Genomic DNA, 17,601 nt, shown 5'->3' with positions numbered 1-17,601 from the left:
ACTACCCTGCCAGCCCGTGCGTGAAGGCGAAGTGCACGGCCTGCGCTCGATCTCGCAGTCGGGCTTTGGCGAACAGATGGTTGATGTGTGTCTTGACGGTTGCCTCGCTGACGAACATCTGCTGAGCGATCTCGCGGTTCGACAAACCGGCCGCGATCGCGCGTAGGACCTCGACCTCACGCGGGGTCAAACCAGCTGGGATCTCGGGCGGACGGGAGTGCTCGACGGCTCTGAGCAGGCGCGCCTGTACCTCCGGATTCAGCACCGCCTGCCCGGCAGCCGCTGCCCGCAATGCCGCCGCTATCTCGATCCGTCCGGCGTCCTTGGTGAGATATCCGCGTGCGCCCGCACCGAGTGCATCGAGTATCGAGCGTTCGTCGGAGAAGGTCGTCAACACCACCACGGGTAGATCGGGGAAGAGCCCCTTCAGTATTCGGGTCGCCTCTATCCCGTCGGTGTCCGGCATCCGCAGGTCCATCAGCACGACATCGAGGCATTCGGTACTCATCGCGGCCTGCACTGCGGCGACCGCGCCATCGCCGTCCGTCGCGGTCGAGACGACGGTGATGTCGTCGATCAGATCGAGCATCGTCGCCAGCGCCTCGCGCACCGACGCCTGATCGTCGGCGATCACTATCCGAATGCTCATACCCTCACCTTCGTGTCGTCTTCAGTGTGGTTGCGGCACAGCAACTGTGGCACGGACCGTCCAACCCCGCCCGTCCGGACCCGCCGCGATCGACCCGCCGACCAGTGCGGCGCGCTCGCGCATGCCGACCAAACCCATTCCGGTACTGTCGACCGGTTTCGGCGGCGACGGAGCCGGGCCGTTGGTCACGGAGAGCTCCACCTGTTCTGCCGCGAAGCGAAGCACTACGTCGACTGCCGCTCCGGGAGCATGAGTACGGGCATTGGTCAGCGCCTCCTGCGCGCACCGAACAAGGAACTGCGACTGCGGCGTATCGAGATCGACAGCCTCGCCCTCGACCCGGAAGTTCCCGTCCGCGTCCACCAGAGCGGCCATCGTCGGCACCAGGGGCAGCACGTCCTGACGCAAAGTCTGCACGGCCCTGCGGGTTTCGGTGAGGCCCTCGCGAACAAGGCTCTGCGCCTTGCTCACCGCGGCTCTGGCCTCGTCGGCGCGACCGGCGTCGAGCAACGCGTCGGCGACTTCGAGCTGCATGTTGACCCCGGACAGCGAATGCGCGAGAACGTCGTGGATGTCGCGTGCGATACGGGCCCGCTCGGCCAGGGCATGCTCGCGCAATTCGGCGTCGGTGGCGCGCCGGGCATTGCGCAGTGCGTCCAGGCGACTGCGTCGTGAATACCCGATCAGTACCGGCCACCCGGCGAAAAGACCGGCGGCCCATGGCCACCCGTCGACACCATGGTGATCGGCGATCCACAGCGCGCACGCGCACGCCACGCTGAGCGACACCGCATACGGAAACGCAATCGACGGCTTGAACCGCCACCCGGCATGTCCGGCGAACAGGAACGGAAACGCTGCTGCGACCCCGGTTCCGCCCAGAGGAAGAATCGCGGCGGAGGCGACCAGTGCGATGCCGGCCCCGGCGAGCGAGAGCCGGAGACCGGTCGACCGTCGCGACACCGTCGAGGCCGCCAGTACGAGACTGTTGACGACGAGCAGCGTGAGCACGAGCGGATCGTGCAGATCCGACGTCGCGAACGCCGCCACGACGACGACGGCCGTGACATACGGCCGACTCGACAGCCGGAAGCTGTCGAGTGCGGGTAACCGTACGTCCGGCGTGGGTGCCGACGTCACCGAATCTTCGCCCGTCCTTCGCGAACCCGACTGTGCATGTCGGCCAGCGTAGGCGACAACGTGTGGTTGCCGGACTTGTCGGCTCGCCACACGATGGTGGCCTCGGAATGCATGGCTCGGTAGAGCACCACGACCGACTCGGCGAGGAATCCGACCCCCACGGCCAACATGGTGGCCTGCCCGGCGACCGACGCTGCTGCCGGATCCACGACATTCTCCACCGGCACGAGGAGGAGGCGCACCGCGATCGCGGCCACCCATAGGCCGACCGACGCCAACGAGTAACGCATCCATGCCGCTCCGTCCCGCTCGGCGATCCGGACGGTGTAGCCGCGGACCACCCCGAACACGGCTCCGACGACACAGCCGAGGAGCAAGAACCCGATCGCCGTGGCCGAGAGCGCCGTCGAATTCAGTGACGCCAGTCCGGCGACGGCGAGGATCGCCGGGAGCACCAGCATGCGCCGAGCTTCCATGAGCTGGCCGGTCATGCGCCGCACCAGCAGGTATCCGACCAGAAGGACTACGAGAGCAATCGTTGCAATGTTCATGGCAGCAACGCTACGAAGATCGCGGTGGGGGCACATCGACCCACGGGTGGAGATCGGGTGGAGACACGCGCGCATGACGTTTGTCATGGCTGGACCGTGACGGTGTCACCTCAGGTCATGATGCGCTGCACTGTTTTCGGTGCTCGACGCGCAGCAGGATCGTAGTCATGAAGCAACCAGACGAAGGAAATCTGTTCACCGATCTGATGGAGCTCGGGCCGGCTCCGACGATGGCGCGTGAGATCGTCGTCATCGTCATCAGCATCGCGATCATCGCCGTGCTGTTCGCGATTGTCGGCCCGTCCCTTCCGGCGTTCGTCGCACTGGGCGTCATCGTCGCCTTCATGGGTGTCCGGTTCGTCATCGGACTGCGCCATTGGGGGACGCAATCATGACCATCATCGACGTCGACGGGATGACTCGCCGCTACGGATCGGGCAAGAACGCGTACGAGGCCGTCCAGGCTCTCGATCTCCATGTCGCGGAGGGTGAGCTGTTCGGCCTACTGGGCACCAACGGTGCGGGCAAGACATCCACTCTCGAAGTGATTCAGGGCCTTTCGCGACCCAGCAAGGGCACGGTGCGGATCATGGGTATGGATCCGGTGGCCGATCGCCGCAAGGTTCGGCCTGCTCTGGGAATCATGCTGCAGAAGGGCGGACTGCCTCAGGATCTGACCACCGCCGAGAGTCTTCGGATGTGGGCGGGCACCTGCAGCCATCCACTGCCGGTGGCGGAGGTGCTCGGTCGCGTGGACCTGGCCGACCGTGCCGATACGCGGGTCAAATTCCTGTCCGGCGGCGAGCAGCGCAGGCTGGACCTGGCATGCGCGATCATCAGCCGTCCGCGCGTCTTGTTCCTGGACGAGCCGACCACCGGTCTCGATCCCGAAAGTCGCCGCAACACATGGCGGTTGATCCAGGAACTGAAGAACTCCGGCGTCACGATCATGTTGACGACGCACTACCTCGACGAGGCCGAGTCACTGTGCGATCGACTCGCGATCATGCACCGCGGCAGAGTCGTTCGGAGCGGCACGGTGGACGAGGTGGTCGCCGACCATCCGGCGAAGATCGAACTGAAGGCCCCTGGAACGGCACTGCCGTCGCTGCCGGGCACATCCATGGACGTCTCGGGAGAGACGGTCTCGATCCAGACGTCCTCGGTTCAGGAGACGTTGACCGATCTGCTGCTGTGGGCTCGGAACAACGGGGTGACCCTGCACGGACTGGACGCCCGCGCGGCATCGCTCGAAACCGTGTTCCTCTCCATCGCAGACGAATTCGAGAATTCCCCAATCGACGAACCAGCCGATGACAAGACCGAGGTGATGAGCGCATGAGCACGATGACCGCCCTGTCGCGAGCAGAATTCACACTGCTCGGACGCAACCGAGTACTACTGTTCAACGCGACCGTCATACCTCTCGTGCTACCGGTGGTCATGCTGATCATCAGCAGTCGGGGCGACGACGGATTGACCGACGTGGGCGTGGGAGCGGCACTCGAGTTCTTCGCGCTGTTCCTGCTGGTGTTCATGGTCTACTACAACATGCTCTCGATCTACGCCACACGTCGAGACGAGTTGGTACTCAAGCGACTTCGCACCGGCGAAAGCTCGGACATTCAGATTCTGCTGGGGCCGGCGGTCCCCTCGTTCGTCCTCACCGTCGTACTGGGCTTGATCGTCGGAGCTGTAGTGCTGGCCTTCGGTGGGCCCATTCCCACCAACGTCCTGCTCGTCGCTGTTGCCCTCCTCGGCGGCGCGGCACTGTTCGCCGCACTGGCGTTGATCACGTCTGCCTTCACCCGTAATGCGGAAGCAGCGCAGATCACCAGCCTGCCGGTCATTCTGATCGCCATGGCCGGCTCGGCCATGCTGCGCGACGTTCTCCCGGATTCACTGAGCCGAGTCGTCGAGCTGACTCCCATGGCCGCGGTGTCGGACCTGTTGAATCTGGGCTGGTTCGGTACCACCACCCCCGGCGACGCGTCGGTCGGGTTCGCCGCCACCTTCGGCGAGGCCGCCATGCCGGCGGCGGTGATGCTGGCCTGGATTCTCGGCAGCCTGCTGATCGCCCGCACCCACTTCCGCTGGGAACCGCGGTCCTGATCGCACTGTCGTCGCCCGCCTGCAAGGCTGGAGATCATGAAGCTGTATGAGTACCTCAATCCACTGCACGGCTGGAACGACAGCAGTGCAGTGGAGAAGGTACGCGTCTACACCCGCCAATCGTTCCTGCTGATCACCGTCGGTGTCGCCGTCGGCGCGATGCTGACGACGCTTCAGTACGACGACTATCGATCGACGGTGGCGGCAGCGGTGTGTGCCGCCGCCGCTTTCGTGGTCGTTCAGCGCACCCCGGCACTCGGCGGCGAGTCGACGGCCAACCCTCGAATCCCGTTGGCGATCATGGCCGTCGCCGCTGTGGTGCTGGTTGCCGGAGGGACGACGAGCAATGCACTCTGGGCCGCGGTACTCGTCACCACAGCGGTCGCGACCCTGATTCGATTGCGCTGGTCTCTCGCGGCAGCCGTGGCCGCGGCCGCGATTGCCGCGGCCGTGGGAACCCCGGCGCTGGAAACGGTAATACTCGGCGTCTTCATCGCTTTCATGGCCTTCACCGTGCAACTGTCGGCGTGGCTGCTGCGCATCGTGACCGAACTCGACGCCACCCGCGACGCAGCCGCAGCTCTCTCCGTCGCAGAGGAGCGCCTGAGGTTCTCGCGCGATCTGCACGACGTCGTCGGACGCGCGCTCTCGGCCATCGCGGTCAAGAGCGAACTTGCCGCAACGCTGGCCCGTCGGGGTGACGACCGCGCCGCGACGCAGATGGACGAGGTGCGCGCGTTGGCGCAGGAATCGATGACCGACGCCCGAAAGCTGGTGCGCGGCTATCGATCGGTGGATGTCGCAGGCGAACTCGACGGTGCCCGCTCGCTCCTGTCGGCGGCCGGGATATCCACCGAGCTCACCGGCGAGACCTCGGCACTGTCCGAGCGCGCGGCCGAGGCGGCCGCCTGGGTGGTTCGTGAAGGCGTGACGAACATACTGCGTCACTCCGCGGCCACCTATTGCCGAATCGAACTGACCGACAGCAGTATTCGACTGACCAACGACCACCCCGGTGCGCCGAACGGCCGCAACGACGGCACGGGTCTGAGCGGCCTACGGGAACGCTTGGTCGCGGTCGGAGGGGAACTGCGCACGGAACAGACAACCGAGAAATTCACCCTCATCGCAGTGTTGCCCACATCGCCCCAGAACCCGAGGACCACACCATGATTCGAGTTCTACTGGCCGACGACGAGAACCTGATTCGATCGGCGCTGGCGACAATGCTGGATCTGGAGGACGACATCGAGATCGTCGGACAGGCCGATTCGGGCGAGAAGGCCCTGACGGTTGCCGCGGCCCTGGCACCCGATGTGGCAGTGCTGGACCTGCAGATGGGCGGGATCGACGGCATCGAGACGGCGCAGAAAATTGCCGAGACACTGCCCACCTGCGCGTCGATCATCGTCACCAGCCACGGTCGGCCGGGCTACCTGAAGAAGGCGCTCGAAGCCGGCGTGCGCGGGTTCCTCCCCAAGACCACCTCGGCCGCCACCCTGGCCGAGGTGGTGCGCACCGTGCACGGCGGCGGGCGGTACGTCGACCCGACGCTCGCCGCGGAAGCCATCGGGGCCGGGGACTCACCGCTCACACCGCGGGAAGCCGATGTGCTCGAGTTCGCCGCCGACGGCGCATCGATCGCGGAGATCGCGCAGCGCGCGCATCTGTCACCCGGGACCACCCGCAACTATCTCTCTGCGGCGGCCGCGAAACTCGGGGCGGCGAACCGGCACGAGGCCTGCGCACTCGCCCGACGCCACGGGTGGATCTGAGGAGCGTCAGACCTTGGCGGCTGCGGCCACCGTGTCGAGGGTGGGCAGCCGGTGACCGTCGGCGGGCGGCACCACGGTGATCCGCAAGTTGTTGTGCCGCAGCAGATACACGGCAGCGAAAAGTCCCGTCGCCAATGAGATGACACCGCCGAACAGGAGCGGTGCGCGTGGGTCGAGGGCGTCGGCGAGCCAGCCGAGCACCGGGCTGCCCAGCGGAGTTCCGCCCAGGAAGCACAGCATGTAGATGCCCATCACGCGGCCGCGCATGTCGGACGGCACCGACATCTGCAGAATGTTCATCGCCGACGTCGTGAACGTCAGCGTCAATGCGCCGGTGGGCACCAACAGCACTGCCACGAGAACGTAATTGGGCATCAATCCCACGAGTAACTCGAACAGACCGAACGCGATGACCGCACCGATGAAGAGCCGCAATCGAGGGGCGGTGGCGCGCCGGGCCGCCAGGGTCGCTCCCGCGAGCGTGCCGACCGCGAGGGTGGTCGACAGCAACCCGTATGCGTCGGCTCCGCTGCCGAACGTGTTGCGCGCCAGCACCGACAGACTCAGCGGAAAATTGAGACCGAACGTCGAGACCATGAACACCGTCGCCAGCAACACTCGTAGGTCTCCCCGCCCCCAGACGTAGCGAAAGCCCTCCCGTACCTGCCCTTTGGCGCGCGGTGCCGGTTCGACACGGAAGAGTTGACCGACGTTCATCGCCAGGAGGGCACCGAACACCGCGGCGAACGACAACGCGTTGATCAGGAACACCCAGCCGGTACCGACGAGGGTGATGAGCACTCCCGACACCGCAGGCCCGACGATCCGCGCCATGTTGAACGTCATCGAGTTCAACGCGATCGCGTTGGACAGAGTTTCCTTGCCTACCATCTCGATGGTGAACGATTGCCGCACCGGCGCGTCGATGGCGGACGAGCAGCCGAGGATGAAGGCGATGACATAGACGTGCCAGAGCTCGACCATGTTGCCGACATCGAGCACACCCAGCACCAGACCGCAGACTGCGGCGAACACCTGGGTGATCATGAGGAGTTTGCGCTTGTCGTACCGGTCTGCGAGTACTCCGCCCCACACCGACAGAAACAGCGTCGGCCCGAATTGCAGGGCCATGACGATGCCGACGGCGAAGCCGTTGCCGCCGGAGAGCGTCAGCACGAGCCAGTCCTGGGCCACCCGCTGCATCCACGTTCCGACCAGCGAGACGATCTGCCCCGACGCCCACAATCGGTAGTTGCGAGTCTTCAGAGCAGCGAACATCGTCGCGCCGGACGTACGTGAAACTGGAGCCACAGGTCAAATAATAAACCTAGGTAACTACTCGGAGTCGCTGACCAATGCGCTGATGATGCTCACCGCATCTCGCAGCGTCGCGAGCTGCTCGGGTCCGAGGCCTGCCAGCTGTGCGGTCATCCACGCCTCGCGAGCACTCGCCTCGTCCGCGATCAGTTCCTTGCCGGCCGCCGACAACGACACGATCACCTGACGGCCATCGGTGGGATGCGGCGTGCGCTCCACCAGACCCAGCTCGGCCAACGACGCGATCACCCGCGTCATCGACGGGGGTTGGACCCGCTCCCGAGCCGCCAACGCGCCAGGCGTCATGTCGCCCTCCCTACTCAGCGTGGCCAGAGCCGACAGCTGAGTGAGCGACACTTGCGAGTCCACTCGCCTACCTCGAAGGTGACGAGTCAACCTCACCACCGCAAGCGACAGGTCGCTTGCCAATTCCCGATTGTCTTTCACACTGTTTCCCGACGTCACAGCGCAGAGAATACGCCCTGGTACCGACCCAGCATCAGGTAACCGCATCCGTGATGGGACCGACTGCGAAAAACGCCACGAACAGCAACGCGACGACCCATAACAGGGGATGTACCGTCTTCGCTCGGCCCGAACCAACGGCGAGCACGACCCACGTGATGAAACCGACGCCGATACCGTTCGCGATGGAGTAAGTGAACGGCATCACCAGGATGGTGAGGAAGGCCGGCAGCGCGTAATCGAAGCGCTTGAAGTCGATGTGGAGAACCTGACCGATCATCAGGGCACCCACCACCACCAGCGCCGGAGCAGCCGCCTCGATGGGCACGACAGCCGTGAGCGGGGTGAAGAACATCGCCAGCAGGAACAGCAGGCCGGTGACGACGTTGGCCAGTCCGGTGCGTGCGCCTTCCGCGATTCCCGAGGCCGACTCGACGAACACCGTGTTCGACGATGCGGACGCGCCGCCGCCCGCAATGGCTCCGGCACCTTCGACGACCAACGCCTTGCCGATGTTGGGCAGCGTGCCGTCCTTGTCGAGATTCGCTTCTTTACCCAGACCCGTCATCGTTCCCATCGCGTCGAAGAAGTTCGCGAGGACGAGCGTGAACACCAACAGACTCGCGGCCAGCACACCGATGCGGGTGAACGCACCGAACAGGTCGACGTTGCCCACCAGCGACAGGTCCGGCGACTGTACGAGAACGCTGGGCAGCTGCGGCACGGACAGGTTCCAGCCCTTGGGGTCGACGCCGTTCGACGGCCCCACGTCGGTGACCGCCTCGATGATGGCCGCCAACACCGTCGTGACCACGATGCCGATCAGCAGACCGCCGCGGACCTTGCGCACCACGAGCACACCCATCAGCAACAACCCGAACACGAAGATTACCGTCGGCCACGACGCGATGGACCCGTCGATGCCGAGGCCGACGGGAACCGTCGTGCCTGCGGCGTCGGGGATCCGGCGTACGAAGCCGGAATCGACCAAGCCGATGAACGCGATGAAGGCACCGATGCCTGCGGCGATCGCAGCCTTCAGTTCGGGCGGAATCGCGTTGAACACCGCCGTCCGGAAGCCGGTGACGGCCAACAGAACGATGATGATGCCGTCGATGACGACCAGGCCCATGGCCTCGGGCCAACTGACCTGAGGAGCGATGGTGACGGCCAGGAGAGTGTTGATGCCGAGGCCGGCCGCGATACCGAAGGGGTAGTTGGCGATGATGCCGAACGCGATGCTCATGAAGCCGGCGACCAGTGCCGTCACGGCGGCAACCTGGGCGACGGGCAGGATGTTGCCGAGCACGTCGGTCTTGGCAGCTGCGTCGTCGGCGGAGAAACTACCGAGGATCAGCGGGTTGAGCACGACGATGTAGGCCATCGCCACGAAAGTGACGACACCGCCGCGAACCTCGGAACCCACAGTCGAGCCGCGCTCGGTGATCTTGAAGTAGTTGTCGAGTAATCGCGACGACATAGGCATGAGTGAAAGATAAAGCACACCGCGAGGGTTGGCGAAATATGGTGGCGTAGCGTGAATTCGTGGCCGACGTCCCGCAGATCCCGCCCCGCCTCACCGATCCGGTGCCGGTGTTGACGATCGGCATCCTCGGTTGGATCGTTGCGCTGGTCGTGTTCACCGCCACCGGCGACCGCAGCGACGACGCGGTGGCGACGTGTTGGTCCGGCATCGCGGTCGGCGCTGTCGGGTTCGCTCTCTTCCTGGCGCAGAGAGCCGCGTCACGACGCGGCAGCAGAACCGCCCAACGCGGCCTCGATTGAGATCAGGATCACGTTAGCCCGATCACGAAAACCGTTCTGACGTGGGCAAACTAACCCCTCAGCCGGTTGAGTAACACAGAGTTAACGTGGAGCATAGGTTATGTCAGTTTCGATAACCTTTGATCCACGAAAGCACAGGCCATGAAGTTCGTCGCTCAGTACCGCAACCGCCGCAACCACGTCCGCTCGCTCCGCGCCCTCTACGCACGCGCCAACGCTGTCTCCAGCCCGGCCATGCGTGACGAGCTCCTCGTTATCGCGCAGCGCTCGGATTTCTCGCGCTGATCGCTTTTTCGGCGTAGATCCAACCCAGCCCCCACAGGGCACCGAACACCCAGCCGGCCAGCACGTCCGTCGTCCAGTGCGCACCCAGATAGATCCGAGAGAATCCGATCAGCAGGGCCGCGACCACGGGCAACGTCAGTAGCACCGGCCGATGCAGCCACGGAGTGGACGATCGCAGCATCACCGCGATCGCCACCGTGGCAAGCAACATCGACATCGTCGCGTGGCCGGACGGAAACGAATGGCTCGAAATCTCCACCAGGCGTTCAGGAATCGGTGGACGTTCCCGCGCGAACGCGAACTTCAGCGCATTCATCAGCCCCCACCCGGTGAGCATCGAACCCGCGACCATCCACGCGTCGACAGTCCTCTTGGACGTCAGCAACGCGCCCCACACCCCCGCGGACAACACGAACATCATGAAGGTGTTCCCCACCGTGGTGATGATCCAGAACATCGTCGTGACCCAGCCGACTCGATGCTCGACCATCCACTCCAACACGGCATGGTCAGGCCCCACGAGGTCGCTCCCAACTTTCCACACAATGCACTGTTCCGTCCGCGGTCACCCACCACGGCACAGCACGGTCACCGCTGACAGCCCCCGACAACCGCACCACGAGTTCGCGGTGCACCACCACCGAACCTGTCGGCAGCGGTAGACCCAGCACCGCACAGGCCAGCACGGCCCCGGGCTCTCGATCCCACGAGCTGACGCGTCCGACTCCGCGAACCTCGCCGGTGATGGCCTCCGACGCCCGCCTGATGTCGAGGACATCGGCCAACGCGGCTGCCGTGGTCATGTCCGAGAGCACCGCCACCTCCGGTGGCACGACCGGTGCCAGCCATGGCGCATCGACGACCAACCCGTCCGACGCATCGGCCACGGTGCCGCCGAGAGTGCGCACGCGATCCGGTGGATCGAGATCCGCCACGTCGATGCGTCGATCCAGGACGGCACTGGCGATCAGCGTGTGCGTGCGCGCGATCACCGCCGCCGTCGGATGTCGCTGCGGGTCCTCGAGTGCACGCAACAACACCCGCGCGCTCTCGACGCTCTCACACGTCGACGCGGCGAGCACCGCGTGCAGTTCGTCGGCGCGCGGATGATCGAACGGATCGAGCAGACCGGCGAACGTCTCGTCCGACGGCGCCCGGAACGTGGTCGGCGAGCGGTTGTCGATCAGCGCATGACGTCGCAGCCACCATGCCGTGTAGCCGTCCCGGTCGGTCATGGCTGCACGGGTACTCGGTTCGTCGAGCAGAATCGTCAGAGCTTCGGCCCAGGCATCCGACCGGACCAGGTCGAGATCACGAACCGCAACAAGGGTTTCCGGCTCCGTGGCCAGACTCGACCACCAGGCGGGCTCGTCGTCCAGGTCGTGATCCGGCCCCGTCGGACACTCGTCGCGCACCACCGAGAACCCCCAGCCGACGCCCACCGCGCGCAGGGCCCGCTCACCGATCCTGGCCACCGAGGCCGCCGACAGAACACCGAACGGCGAATCCCGAACCAACAGCCTCGCCAACGGTGCACCGGGCAGCAACAGTTCGTCCGCACTGCGCAATTCGCCCTCGTCGTCTTCGAGTGGCAGACTCCCGAGCCACCCCGGAAGCTCTCCCGCCTCCCCCGCCAGCGCCAGCACTGCCGTCACCAGGCCATCCACCTCGTCGCCGTCCCAATCGAGATCGTCGAGGGCCGCTTCGAGGGCGGGATCCGACAACAGCTCGGCCGCAGTGGACTCCCGCGCACCCAGCCGAATCAACAACGGGCTCACCGCATCCGGATGCACCAGGCGTACCCACGTGACCTCGGCCGACGCGTCCGACCCAACGACGGTAGTCCGCGGACCGGTGACCGTACGACCGTCGGCAAGCGGAACCGGCAGCGCAGCAAGTTCTTCCGCTGCGACCCCGTCGACGACGAGCGGAGTCAACGCGTCGTAGAGTCGCCGCCACCAGGCCGGCTCACGGGCCTGCCCGCCGAGCATCTCGGCCAACCGCGCCAACCCGATGCGGTGCACTCCCACCGCCGACAACGCCGACGCGTGCCGCGCGCCCGACAGAGCGGCGTCCACCAGATTCGGGACCACATCGAGCAACACCGCGGCGAGTTCCTCGGTGGCATCGGCCAGAACATGGGCACGTTCGGGTACGAGATCGGGTCCGTCGGCAGCGGGAAGCCATGGTGCGGTGGACAATCGGCGAAAGATCAGCTCACGTAGCGCACCGTCGATCGCACTGCGCGCGAACCCGACCTCGGGTACGAACGACACTCGCGCGGACGCAGGCAACGACGCCACGAAATCGGGATAACCGTGGGCCACCTCGGCGACAGAGACGCCGGGCAACACCCGTCGACGATCCGGCTGCATGGGCACATCGGCAACGACCAACGCAGGCAACGACAACAGCTCGTCCGACCGCGTCGGGGCCCGCAACACATCCGGCGCTGCGGGAACGGGTAGACCGTCGACCATCGGAACGATCCACCGCGCAGCCGAGGTGGTGTACTGCAGCCACGTTCGCGAACCGATGGCGATCTCGACGCGTGCATCGTCGAGTTCCGTTCTCACACAGTCGATGTCGACACCATCGATCTCGATGGAACCCAACGCGTGGAGCTCGAGCAACAAGTCGACGGCCTCGTCGAGGAACCCCCCGGCAAAGGATTCCGGTTCCACATCGGGTCGCGGCGTCAACACGATCTCGGTATCGAACCCGGCAGCGGGCGGTGTGGAAGTAGGCCACGCCAACCGCAGCACCGGCACACCCGACTCCGGCACAGTCATGTCCCGCTCGCGCAACGCGCTCAGAGTGCGCTCGGCGCTGAACGTCACCCCGCCACCGTGCGAGCGGACCTCGATCTCGTCGGACACCGATCGCACCGCGGTGAACCCGACCCCGAACTGTCCGACACCCGGATCGGCCGCAGCCTTCGCCGACGCCCGCAGCGCGGTGAGAGCGTGCACACCCGACACATCCAGCGCGGCACCGGTGTTGGCGACATGCAGTGCACCCGCCTCGTCGGTCCACACCGAGAGCCGACCCGGGACGCCGGCTCGCTGCGCAGCATCAGCCGCGTTCTGTGCCAACTCGGTCAACAAACGATCGCGGTATCCCCCGCGCACCAGATCTGCCTCGGATGCCGAATCTTCCCGCAGCCGCGTGGGCGAGGAACCCCAGGACGCGAGAATCGACTCGCGAAGCGACCCGGTACCGAAAGGATCGATCAGCTCGGCGATGCCGAATCCTCGTGCTGCACACCATCGTCGACACTGGAATCGGCGACGAGATCGACATCGGAACCGACATGGGGCGTATCGGCATCGACTGCGGGAGACGCGTCGTCAGTCGAAGAGGCGATGCCAGTGGAAGGGACTGCATCAATGGAAGGCGCTGCGTCAGCGGCATCGTTCCCGGTCTCGACCACCTCGGGCTCTGCCGGTGCGGAGTCTGCCGACTCGGGTGCTGCCGATTCGGGTGCTGCCGATTCAGGTGCTGCCGCGTCGGGCTGGGGTGCCTCGGACTCCGCCACCGCTACCGTCTCGGCCGACGAGACGATCGCTTCCGAATCATCTTCTGCAACAGCGTCGTTCGCGGTAGGCTTGTTCGACTGTGCGGCACCGGTCGGCGACGGGGTGACGTCGAGTGCTGCGTCGTCGTACGGCTCGAATTGCGGCGAGCCCGCTCCGGTGGGCAGCTCGGTATCGGAGTGCGCGCCGCAACCGTATTCGACGTGCACCACATGACCGTCGGCGGCGAACTCGTTGCCACACACTCCGAATGCTGCGGAGAGCGATCCCGCGAGGGGTAGGTAGAAACCGCAGAGTCCGCACGTGGACGGCGCTGCCTTGGCCATCTCGCTGTCCGGGCCGAAGTCGCCGTCGTGCCATCGTTCGGCGGCATCGAGCCGTCCTTCGAGGCTGGTGACCTGGGTGCGGCCTAGGCCGATCTCACCGGCCACCTCGTCGATGGCGGGGTCACCGGACGCGACGTATCCCGGCACCAGTCGCGGGTCGTCTCGACGTGGAGAGAGCAGATCGCCCGGCCCGAGATCACCGGGTCGAATGCGCTCGTCCCAGGGCACCCAGGACGGTGCCACGAGAGCATCGGGACCGGGTAGCAGTACGAGTTCGCTGACGGTGGCGTGATCGGCGTCGTCGGGAGCAGCGACGACAACGGCCCACTGCCATCCGCGATAGCCGTCCAGATCGCTGGCGAAGCGGTGGGTGGCAGCACTGTCGTCCTCCACGGTCACGCCGAGGTACTCGCCGACACCGCCCTCTCCCAGCTCGAGCAGAGCCTGCCGCGCGAGGTCCACGGCATCGGCCAAGACGGGGCGGATGGATCCGAGCTCTGGAGAAGATACGACACTCACACATTCAGTTTGCCGCATCAACTCGGTGACGCCCAGTTCGGGCTGCCATCATGGATGCAATGACCGTCCGCGCTCGCACCTTCGCTGCACTCGTGACGTCCCTGTTGACCGTCACCGCCTGCTCGTCGACGTCGGGTCCAGGCGACTCGGCCCCCATCACGTCGGACTCGGTACCCACGCTGGGCACCGAGGTTCTACGTTCCTACGACCGCGCCGACGACGCCTTCACTCAGGGGTTCGAGATCGACGGTGATGTGCTCTACGAGGGCACCGGGCTGGAGGGCTCCTCCTTCGTCCGCCGCACGTCGCTCGAGAACATGACCGAGCTGGGGCGGGTCGATCTGCCGTCCGACCTGTTCGGCGAGGGCATCACCGTCGACGGCGACACCCTGTGGCAGATCACCTGGCAAGACGGAGTCGCCATCGCCCGCGACCGAGACACCCTGGCCGAACAGCGCCGAGTGAACTACGACGGCGAAGGATGGGGGCTGTGCACGCAGGATGAAGGAACCCCGGACGACCGACTGGTCATGAGCGACGGCACGTCCACCCTGACCTTCCGTGACCCCACAACCTTCGACGCCGTGAACACCGTCGACGTCACACTCGACGGCAATCCGGTGGAACGGCTCAACGAACTCGAATGCGCCGAGGACGGCTCGATCTACGCCAACGTCTGGCAGACCTTCGACATCATGCGCATCGACCCCACCACCGGCCGCGTCACCGCCGTCGTCGACGGCAAGCCGATGTGGGATTCGATGTCGGCCACCGAGCGAAACGGAGCCGACGTCTTCAACGGCATCGCCCAGATCCCCGGGACCGACAGATTCCTCGTGACCGGCAAATTCTGGCCCAAGATCTTCGAGGTGCGATTCACCGATCCCGCGGCCGTAGGACAGAATTGATCACGTGACCGATCCGCGACTCCCCCGCCCCACGCCAGGTGCGGAAAACTCGGGCGCTGGCAACGAAACCGGTCACTCCACTGCTGACGAACAGAGCTCGGAGCATCCCGGTTTCGTCAACTATCCACCGGCCGACCCCCGTGCTGTCCAATCCAGCGCCGGCGGCCACGTTCCGAGCCGCCGCCAACCGTTGCCGCCGCTGCACCCGGCGCGCACGCAGCAGATCACTGCCGCGCGCGGCCGCACCGGCGGGCGTAAGCCACCACCGATGCCCAAGAAGCTCACCGTCACCCGCGTCGCGGCGATGCGTGGGCGTGAGCTGACCGGCAAAGGAATCGCGTCGTTCCAGCGGGCTGCGAAAGCCGATGGGGCCGACAAGTCCGGGCTGACCGCGCTGACCTACGCGACGATGGCGAACTTCGCATCCGACGCTGCCCTGGCGATTGCACTGGCCAACACGCTGTTCTTCTCCGCGGCGACCGGTGAGGACAAGACGAAGGTTGCGCTGTACCTGGTGATCACCATCGCTCCGTTCGCGCTGATCGCGCCGCTGATCGGCCCGTTGCTCGACCGGTTGCAGCACGGCCGACGCATCGCGCTGGCCACCTCGTTCGGCCTGCGTACCGTGCTGGCGGTGGTGTTGGTGTTCAACTTCGACAGTTGGGTGCTCTACCCAGCGGCGCTGGGCATGCTCGTCCTGAGCAAATCGTTTGCGGTACTCAAGAGTGCGGTGACGCCGCGGGTACTGCCACCGGAGATCGACCTCGTCCGCGTCAACTCGAGGCTCACCGTCTTCGGACTGCTCGGGGGCACCATCGCCGCAGGCGCTGTCGCCGGCGGTATCGCCTTCGTCGCCGATTCGCCCGGCGCACTGTGGTTCGTCGCCGCGATCACCGTGCTCGGCGCATACCTGAGCATGCGCATCCCGTCCTGGGTGGAAGTGACCGAGGGCGAGGTTCCGGCCACCCTCGGCTACCACGCCGACCAGCATCACGGCAGCGATTACCCCGGCAGCGGTGCCCCGACCGAGAATCTGAGGCGCACCCCGCCGCCTGCCACCGCCGCCAAGAACCGCAGGCAGCCACTGGGCCGTGCGGTGATCGTCGGACTCTGGGGCAACGGCACGATCAGAATTCTCACCGGCTTCCTCACGCTGTACATCGCGTTCGTCGCAAAATCCCGCACCGAACACGAGCCGCTCCAACAGGCCGCGATGCTCGGACTGGTCGGAGCCGCCGCCGGTCTCGGCAACTTCGCCGGCAACGCACTCGGTGCCAGGATCAAGCTCGGCCGACCATCGGTGGTCGTCCTGCGGTGCACGGTCGCGGTGACGGTCGTCGCCGTCGTCGCAGCCGTCACGGACAGTTTGCTCACTGCCGCCGTGGCCGCCCTGGTCGCGTCGAGCGCGAGCGCACTGGCCAAGGTCTCGCTCGACGCGTCTCTGCAGTCCGACCTGCCTCCGGAGTCCATTGCATCCGGGTTCGGCCGCTCGGAAACCGTCATGCAGCTGTGCTGGGTTCTCGGCGGAACGCTCGGGGTGTTGCTTCCCACCGAGTACTGGCTCGGTTTCACGGTCGTGTCGGTGTTGCTTACGATCGGCCTCGTGCAGACCTTCCTGACGTACCGCGGTCGATCATTGCTACCCGGGTTCGGTGGCAACCGGCCCGACCATGTCGAACAAGAAGTATCCGACAGCTCCTACGGCGAAAACGTGACCAAGTGAACCTGGCTCCCCGCACCAAGAAGATCGCGTCGCTGATCGCCGCCGGCCTGTTCGTCATCGCCGTCGCGTTCGTCGGTGTACTCGCCGTCCTGATCGGCAATGCTCCCGACAAGGAACCGGTCGTCACGGCGTACTCCAACGGTCGAGCCGTACAAGTCGAGCCGTACCTTTACTGCGCCGTGAGCGACCCGCTGTGCACCAACGTCGGCGAGACCGCCGAGATACAGGTGGGATCTGCCCCGACGGTGCAGTTGTCGATGCCCGAGGCCGTCTACTCCGCGCCGTGGGAACTGGCACTGGTCTACGGCGACGACACCGGGGCGGTCGTCGAGAGCAGCCAGTTCAACCAGCCCGGAACCCGGCTGAGCGTCACCGTCCCGACGACGGACGACGGCGGCCGAACGTTGCTCGGCATCGAGGTTCGGCTACCCACGGGAATCATCGACACCGACACCAATACCGAGAGCTTCGTCAGCCACGCGATCTGGTCCATCGGCGCGCGTCCGTAAA

The 17,601-nt window shown here is 65.8% G+C and carries 19 protein-coding genes; 10 read left to right on the top strand and 9 right to left on the bottom strand.

The features are described from left to right. Position 1 precedes the first annotated feature (1 nt). The 3 genes from CH285_RS02765 to CH285_RS02755 are packed head-to-tail and all read right to left on the bottom strand — an operon-like array spanning position 2 to position 2,340. Positions 2-649 carry a response regulator transcription factor gene (locus tag CH285_RS02765; RefSeq protein ID WP_032407635.1) on the bottom strand — a complete coding sequence of 216 codons (648 nt, stop codon included), beginning with the start codon at positions 647-649 and terminating at the stop codon, positions 2-4. Positions 650-670: 21 nt separating this feature from the next. Further along, entirely contained in the window at positions 671-1,789 is a 1,119-nt protein-coding gene (locus tag CH285_RS02760) for a sensor histidine kinase (protein ID WP_080733190.1), read from the bottom strand. Beyond that, positions 1,786-2,340, bottom strand: coding sequence for a CcdC protein domain-containing protein (locus tag CH285_RS02755; protein ID WP_027495911.1), 555 nt, complete (start codon positions 2,338-2,340; stop codon positions 1,786-1,788). The genes CH285_RS02760 and CH285_RS02755 overlap by 4 nt, the downstream gene beginning before the upstream one ends. A 167-nt stretch (positions 2,341-2,507) precedes the next feature. Here CH285_RS02755 and CH285_RS02750 point away from each other — a divergent pair, with 167 nt between their 5' ends. Genes CH285_RS02750 through CH285_RS02730 form a run of 5 tightly spaced genes read left to right on the top strand, consistent with a single transcriptional unit; the run spans position 2,508 to position 6,227 of the window. Then, positions 2,508-2,735 (top strand): hypothetical protein, encoded by a 228-nt coding sequence (locus CH285_RS02750; protein WP_176457023.1) that lies wholly within the window; start codon positions 2,508-2,510, stop codon positions 2,733-2,735. Beyond that, complete coding sequence (locus CH285_RS02745; RefSeq protein ID WP_094644453.1) at positions 2,732-3,682, top strand: ABC transporter ATP-binding protein; 951 nt, start codon at positions 2,732-2,734, stop codon at positions 3,680-3,682. Before CH285_RS02750 ends, CH285_RS02745 begins: the two co-directional genes overlap by 4 nt. Next, on the top strand, positions 3,679-4,452 hold the full coding sequence (locus CH285_RS02740; protein WP_032399891.1) for an ABC transporter permease: 774 nt from the start codon (positions 3,679-3,681) through the stop codon (positions 4,450-4,452). Before CH285_RS02745 ends, CH285_RS02740 begins: the two co-directional genes overlap by 4 nt. 36 nt (positions 4,453-4,488) lie before the next feature. Next, positions 4,489-5,625, top strand: coding sequence for a sensor histidine kinase (locus tag CH285_RS02735; RefSeq protein ID WP_048319339.1), 1,137 nt, complete (start codon positions 4,489-4,491; stop codon positions 5,623-5,625). Continuing rightward, positions 5,622-6,227 carry a response regulator transcription factor gene (locus CH285_RS02730; RefSeq protein WP_027495906.1) on the top strand — a complete coding sequence of 202 codons (606 nt, stop codon included), beginning with the start codon at positions 5,622-5,624 and terminating at the stop codon, positions 6,225-6,227. Before CH285_RS02735 ends, CH285_RS02730 begins: the two co-directional genes overlap by 4 nt. A gap of 6 nt (positions 6,228-6,233) precedes the next feature. On the opposite strand, the gene CH285_RS02725 is transcribed toward CH285_RS02730, so the two are convergent. The 3 genes from CH285_RS02725 to CH285_RS02715 are packed head-to-tail and all read right to left on the bottom strand — an operon-like array spanning position 6,234 to position 9,495. Next, on the bottom strand, positions 6,234-7,505 hold the full coding sequence (locus tag CH285_RS02725; protein ID WP_094644452.1) for an MFS transporter: 1,272 nt from the start codon (positions 7,503-7,505) through the stop codon (positions 6,234-6,236). Positions 7,506-7,562: 57 nt separating this feature from the next. Continuing rightward, a complete protein-coding gene (locus tag CH285_RS02720; RefSeq protein WP_027495905.1) occupies positions 7,563-7,991 on the bottom strand; it encodes a MarR family winged helix-turn-helix transcriptional regulator in 429 nt (142 codons plus the stop codon). A 52-nt stretch (positions 7,992-8,043) separates the two neighbouring features. Continuing rightward, positions 8,044-9,495 (bottom strand): NCS2 family permease, encoded by a 1,452-nt coding sequence (locus CH285_RS02715; RefSeq protein WP_027495904.1) that lies wholly within the window; start codon positions 9,493-9,495, stop codon positions 8,044-8,046. Positions 9,496-9,554: 59 nt separating this feature from the next. Between CH285_RS02715 and CH285_RS02710 the strand changes: the two genes are divergently transcribed. Continuing rightward, complete coding sequence (locus tag CH285_RS02710) at positions 9,555-9,794, top strand: DUF2530 domain-containing protein (protein WP_027495903.1); 240 nt, start codon at positions 9,555-9,557, stop codon at positions 9,792-9,794. 141 nt (positions 9,795-9,935) lie between these two features. Further along, positions 9,936-10,079 (top strand): hypothetical protein, encoded by a 144-nt coding sequence (locus CH285_RS27720; RefSeq protein ID WP_167327272.1) that lies wholly within the window; start codon positions 9,936-9,938, stop codon positions 10,077-10,079. Here CH285_RS27720 and CH285_RS02705 read toward each other — a convergent pair. The 3 genes from CH285_RS02705 to CH285_RS02695 are packed head-to-tail and all read right to left on the bottom strand — an operon-like array spanning position 10,048 to position 14,478. Beyond that, the gene (locus tag CH285_RS02705; RefSeq protein ID WP_027495902.1) at positions 10,048-10,599 is read right to left on the bottom strand and encodes a phosphatase PAP2 family protein; all 552 of its coding nucleotides are present in this window, start codon (positions 10,597-10,599) and stop codon (positions 10,048-10,050) included. The two genes, CH285_RS27720 and CH285_RS02705, sit on opposite strands and share 32 nt — an antisense overlap. Continuing rightward, positions 10,589-13,315 carry a sacsin N-terminal ATP-binding-like domain-containing protein gene (locus tag CH285_RS02700; RefSeq protein ID WP_094698365.1) on the bottom strand — a complete coding sequence of 909 codons (2,727 nt, stop codon included), beginning with the start codon at positions 13,313-13,315 and terminating at the stop codon, positions 10,589-10,591. The genes CH285_RS02705 and CH285_RS02700 overlap by 11 nt, the downstream gene beginning before the upstream one ends. Beyond that, complete coding sequence (locus tag CH285_RS02695; RefSeq protein WP_094644450.1) at positions 13,312-14,478, bottom strand: DUF3027 domain-containing protein; 1,167 nt, start codon at positions 14,476-14,478, stop codon at positions 13,312-13,314. Before CH285_RS02695 ends, CH285_RS02700 begins: the two co-directional genes overlap by 4 nt. 41 nt (positions 14,479-14,519) lie before the next feature. Here CH285_RS02695 and CH285_RS02690 point away from each other — a divergent pair, with 41 nt between their 5' ends. Genes CH285_RS02690 through CH285_RS02680 form a run of 3 tightly spaced genes read left to right on the top strand, consistent with a single transcriptional unit; the run spans position 14,520 to position 17,600 of the window. Further along, on the top strand, positions 14,520-15,368 hold the full coding sequence (locus CH285_RS02690; RefSeq protein ID WP_373454714.1) for a glutaminyl-peptide cyclotransferase: 849 nt from the start codon (positions 14,520-14,522) through the stop codon (positions 15,366-15,368). A 4-nt stretch (positions 15,369-15,372) separates the two neighbouring features. After that, positions 15,373-17,091 carry an MFS transporter gene (locus CH285_RS02685; RefSeq protein ID WP_176458419.1) on the top strand — a complete coding sequence of 573 codons (1,719 nt, stop codon included), beginning with the start codon at positions 15,373-15,375 and terminating at the stop codon, positions 17,089-17,091. After that, positions 17,088-17,600: a DUF2771 domain-containing protein gene (locus tag CH285_RS02680; RefSeq protein ID WP_027495898.1), complete on the top strand. Its 513-nt coding sequence runs from the start codon at positions 17,088-17,090 to the stop codon at positions 17,598-17,600. Before CH285_RS02685 ends, CH285_RS02680 begins: the two co-directional genes overlap by 4 nt. The last annotated feature ends 1 nt before the right edge of the window (position 17,601 follow it).

This window comes from Rhodococcus sp. 05-2256-B1 (assembly GCF_002258465.1).
Classification (GTDB): domain Bacteria; phylum Actinomycetota; class Actinomycetes; order Mycobacteriales; family Mycobacteriaceae; genus Rhodococcoides; species Rhodococcoides fascians.
Note: the sequence above shows the minus strand (reverse complement) of the source record. Positions and strands in the feature narration are given on the sequence as shown.

Bases quoted from the DNA above. Each gene is read 5' to 3' on its own strand.
- CH285_RS02765 (WP_032407635.1), bottom strand. From the start codon at position 649: ATGAGCATTCGGATAGTGATCGCCGACGATCAGGCGTCGGTGCGCGAG.
- CH285_RS02755 (WP_027495911.1), bottom strand. From the start codon at position 2,340: ATGAACATTGCAACGATTGCTCTCGTAGTCCTTCTGGTCGGATACCTG.
- CH285_RS02750 (WP_176457023.1), top strand. From the start codon at position 2,508: ATGAAGCAACCAGACGAAGGAAATCTGTTCACCGATCTGATGGAGCTC.
- CH285_RS02745 (WP_094644453.1), top strand. From the start codon at position 2,732: ATGACCATCATCGACGTCGACGGGATGACTCGCCGCTACGGATCGGGC.
- CH285_RS02740 (WP_032399891.1), top strand. From the start codon at position 3,679: ATGAGCACGATGACCGCCCTGTCGCGAGCAGAATTCACACTGCTCGGA.
- CH285_RS02735 (WP_048319339.1), top strand. From the start codon at position 4,489: ATGAAGCTGTATGAGTACCTCAATCCACTGCACGGCTGGAACGACAGC.
- CH285_RS02730 (WP_027495906.1), top strand. From the start codon at position 5,622: ATGATTCGAGTTCTACTGGCCGACGACGAGAACCTGATTCGATCGGCG.
- CH285_RS02725 (WP_094644452.1), bottom strand. From the start codon at position 7,505: ATGTTCGCTGCTCTGAAGACTCGCAACTACCGATTGTGGGCGTCGGGG.
- CH285_RS02715 (WP_027495904.1), bottom strand. From the start codon at position 9,495: ATGCCTATGTCGTCGCGATTACTCGACAACTACTTCAAGATCACCGAG.
- CH285_RS27720 (WP_167327272.1), top strand. From the start codon at position 9,936: ATGAAGTTCGTCGCTCAGTACCGCAACCGCCGCAACCACGTCCGCTCG.
- CH285_RS02695 (WP_094644450.1), bottom strand. From the start codon at position 14,478: ATGCGGCAAACTGAATGTGTGAGTGTCGTATCTTCTCCAGAGCTCGGA.
- CH285_RS02690 (WP_373454714.1), top strand. From the start codon at position 14,520: ATGACCGTCCGCGCTCGCACCTTCGCTGCACTCGTGACGTCCCTGTTG.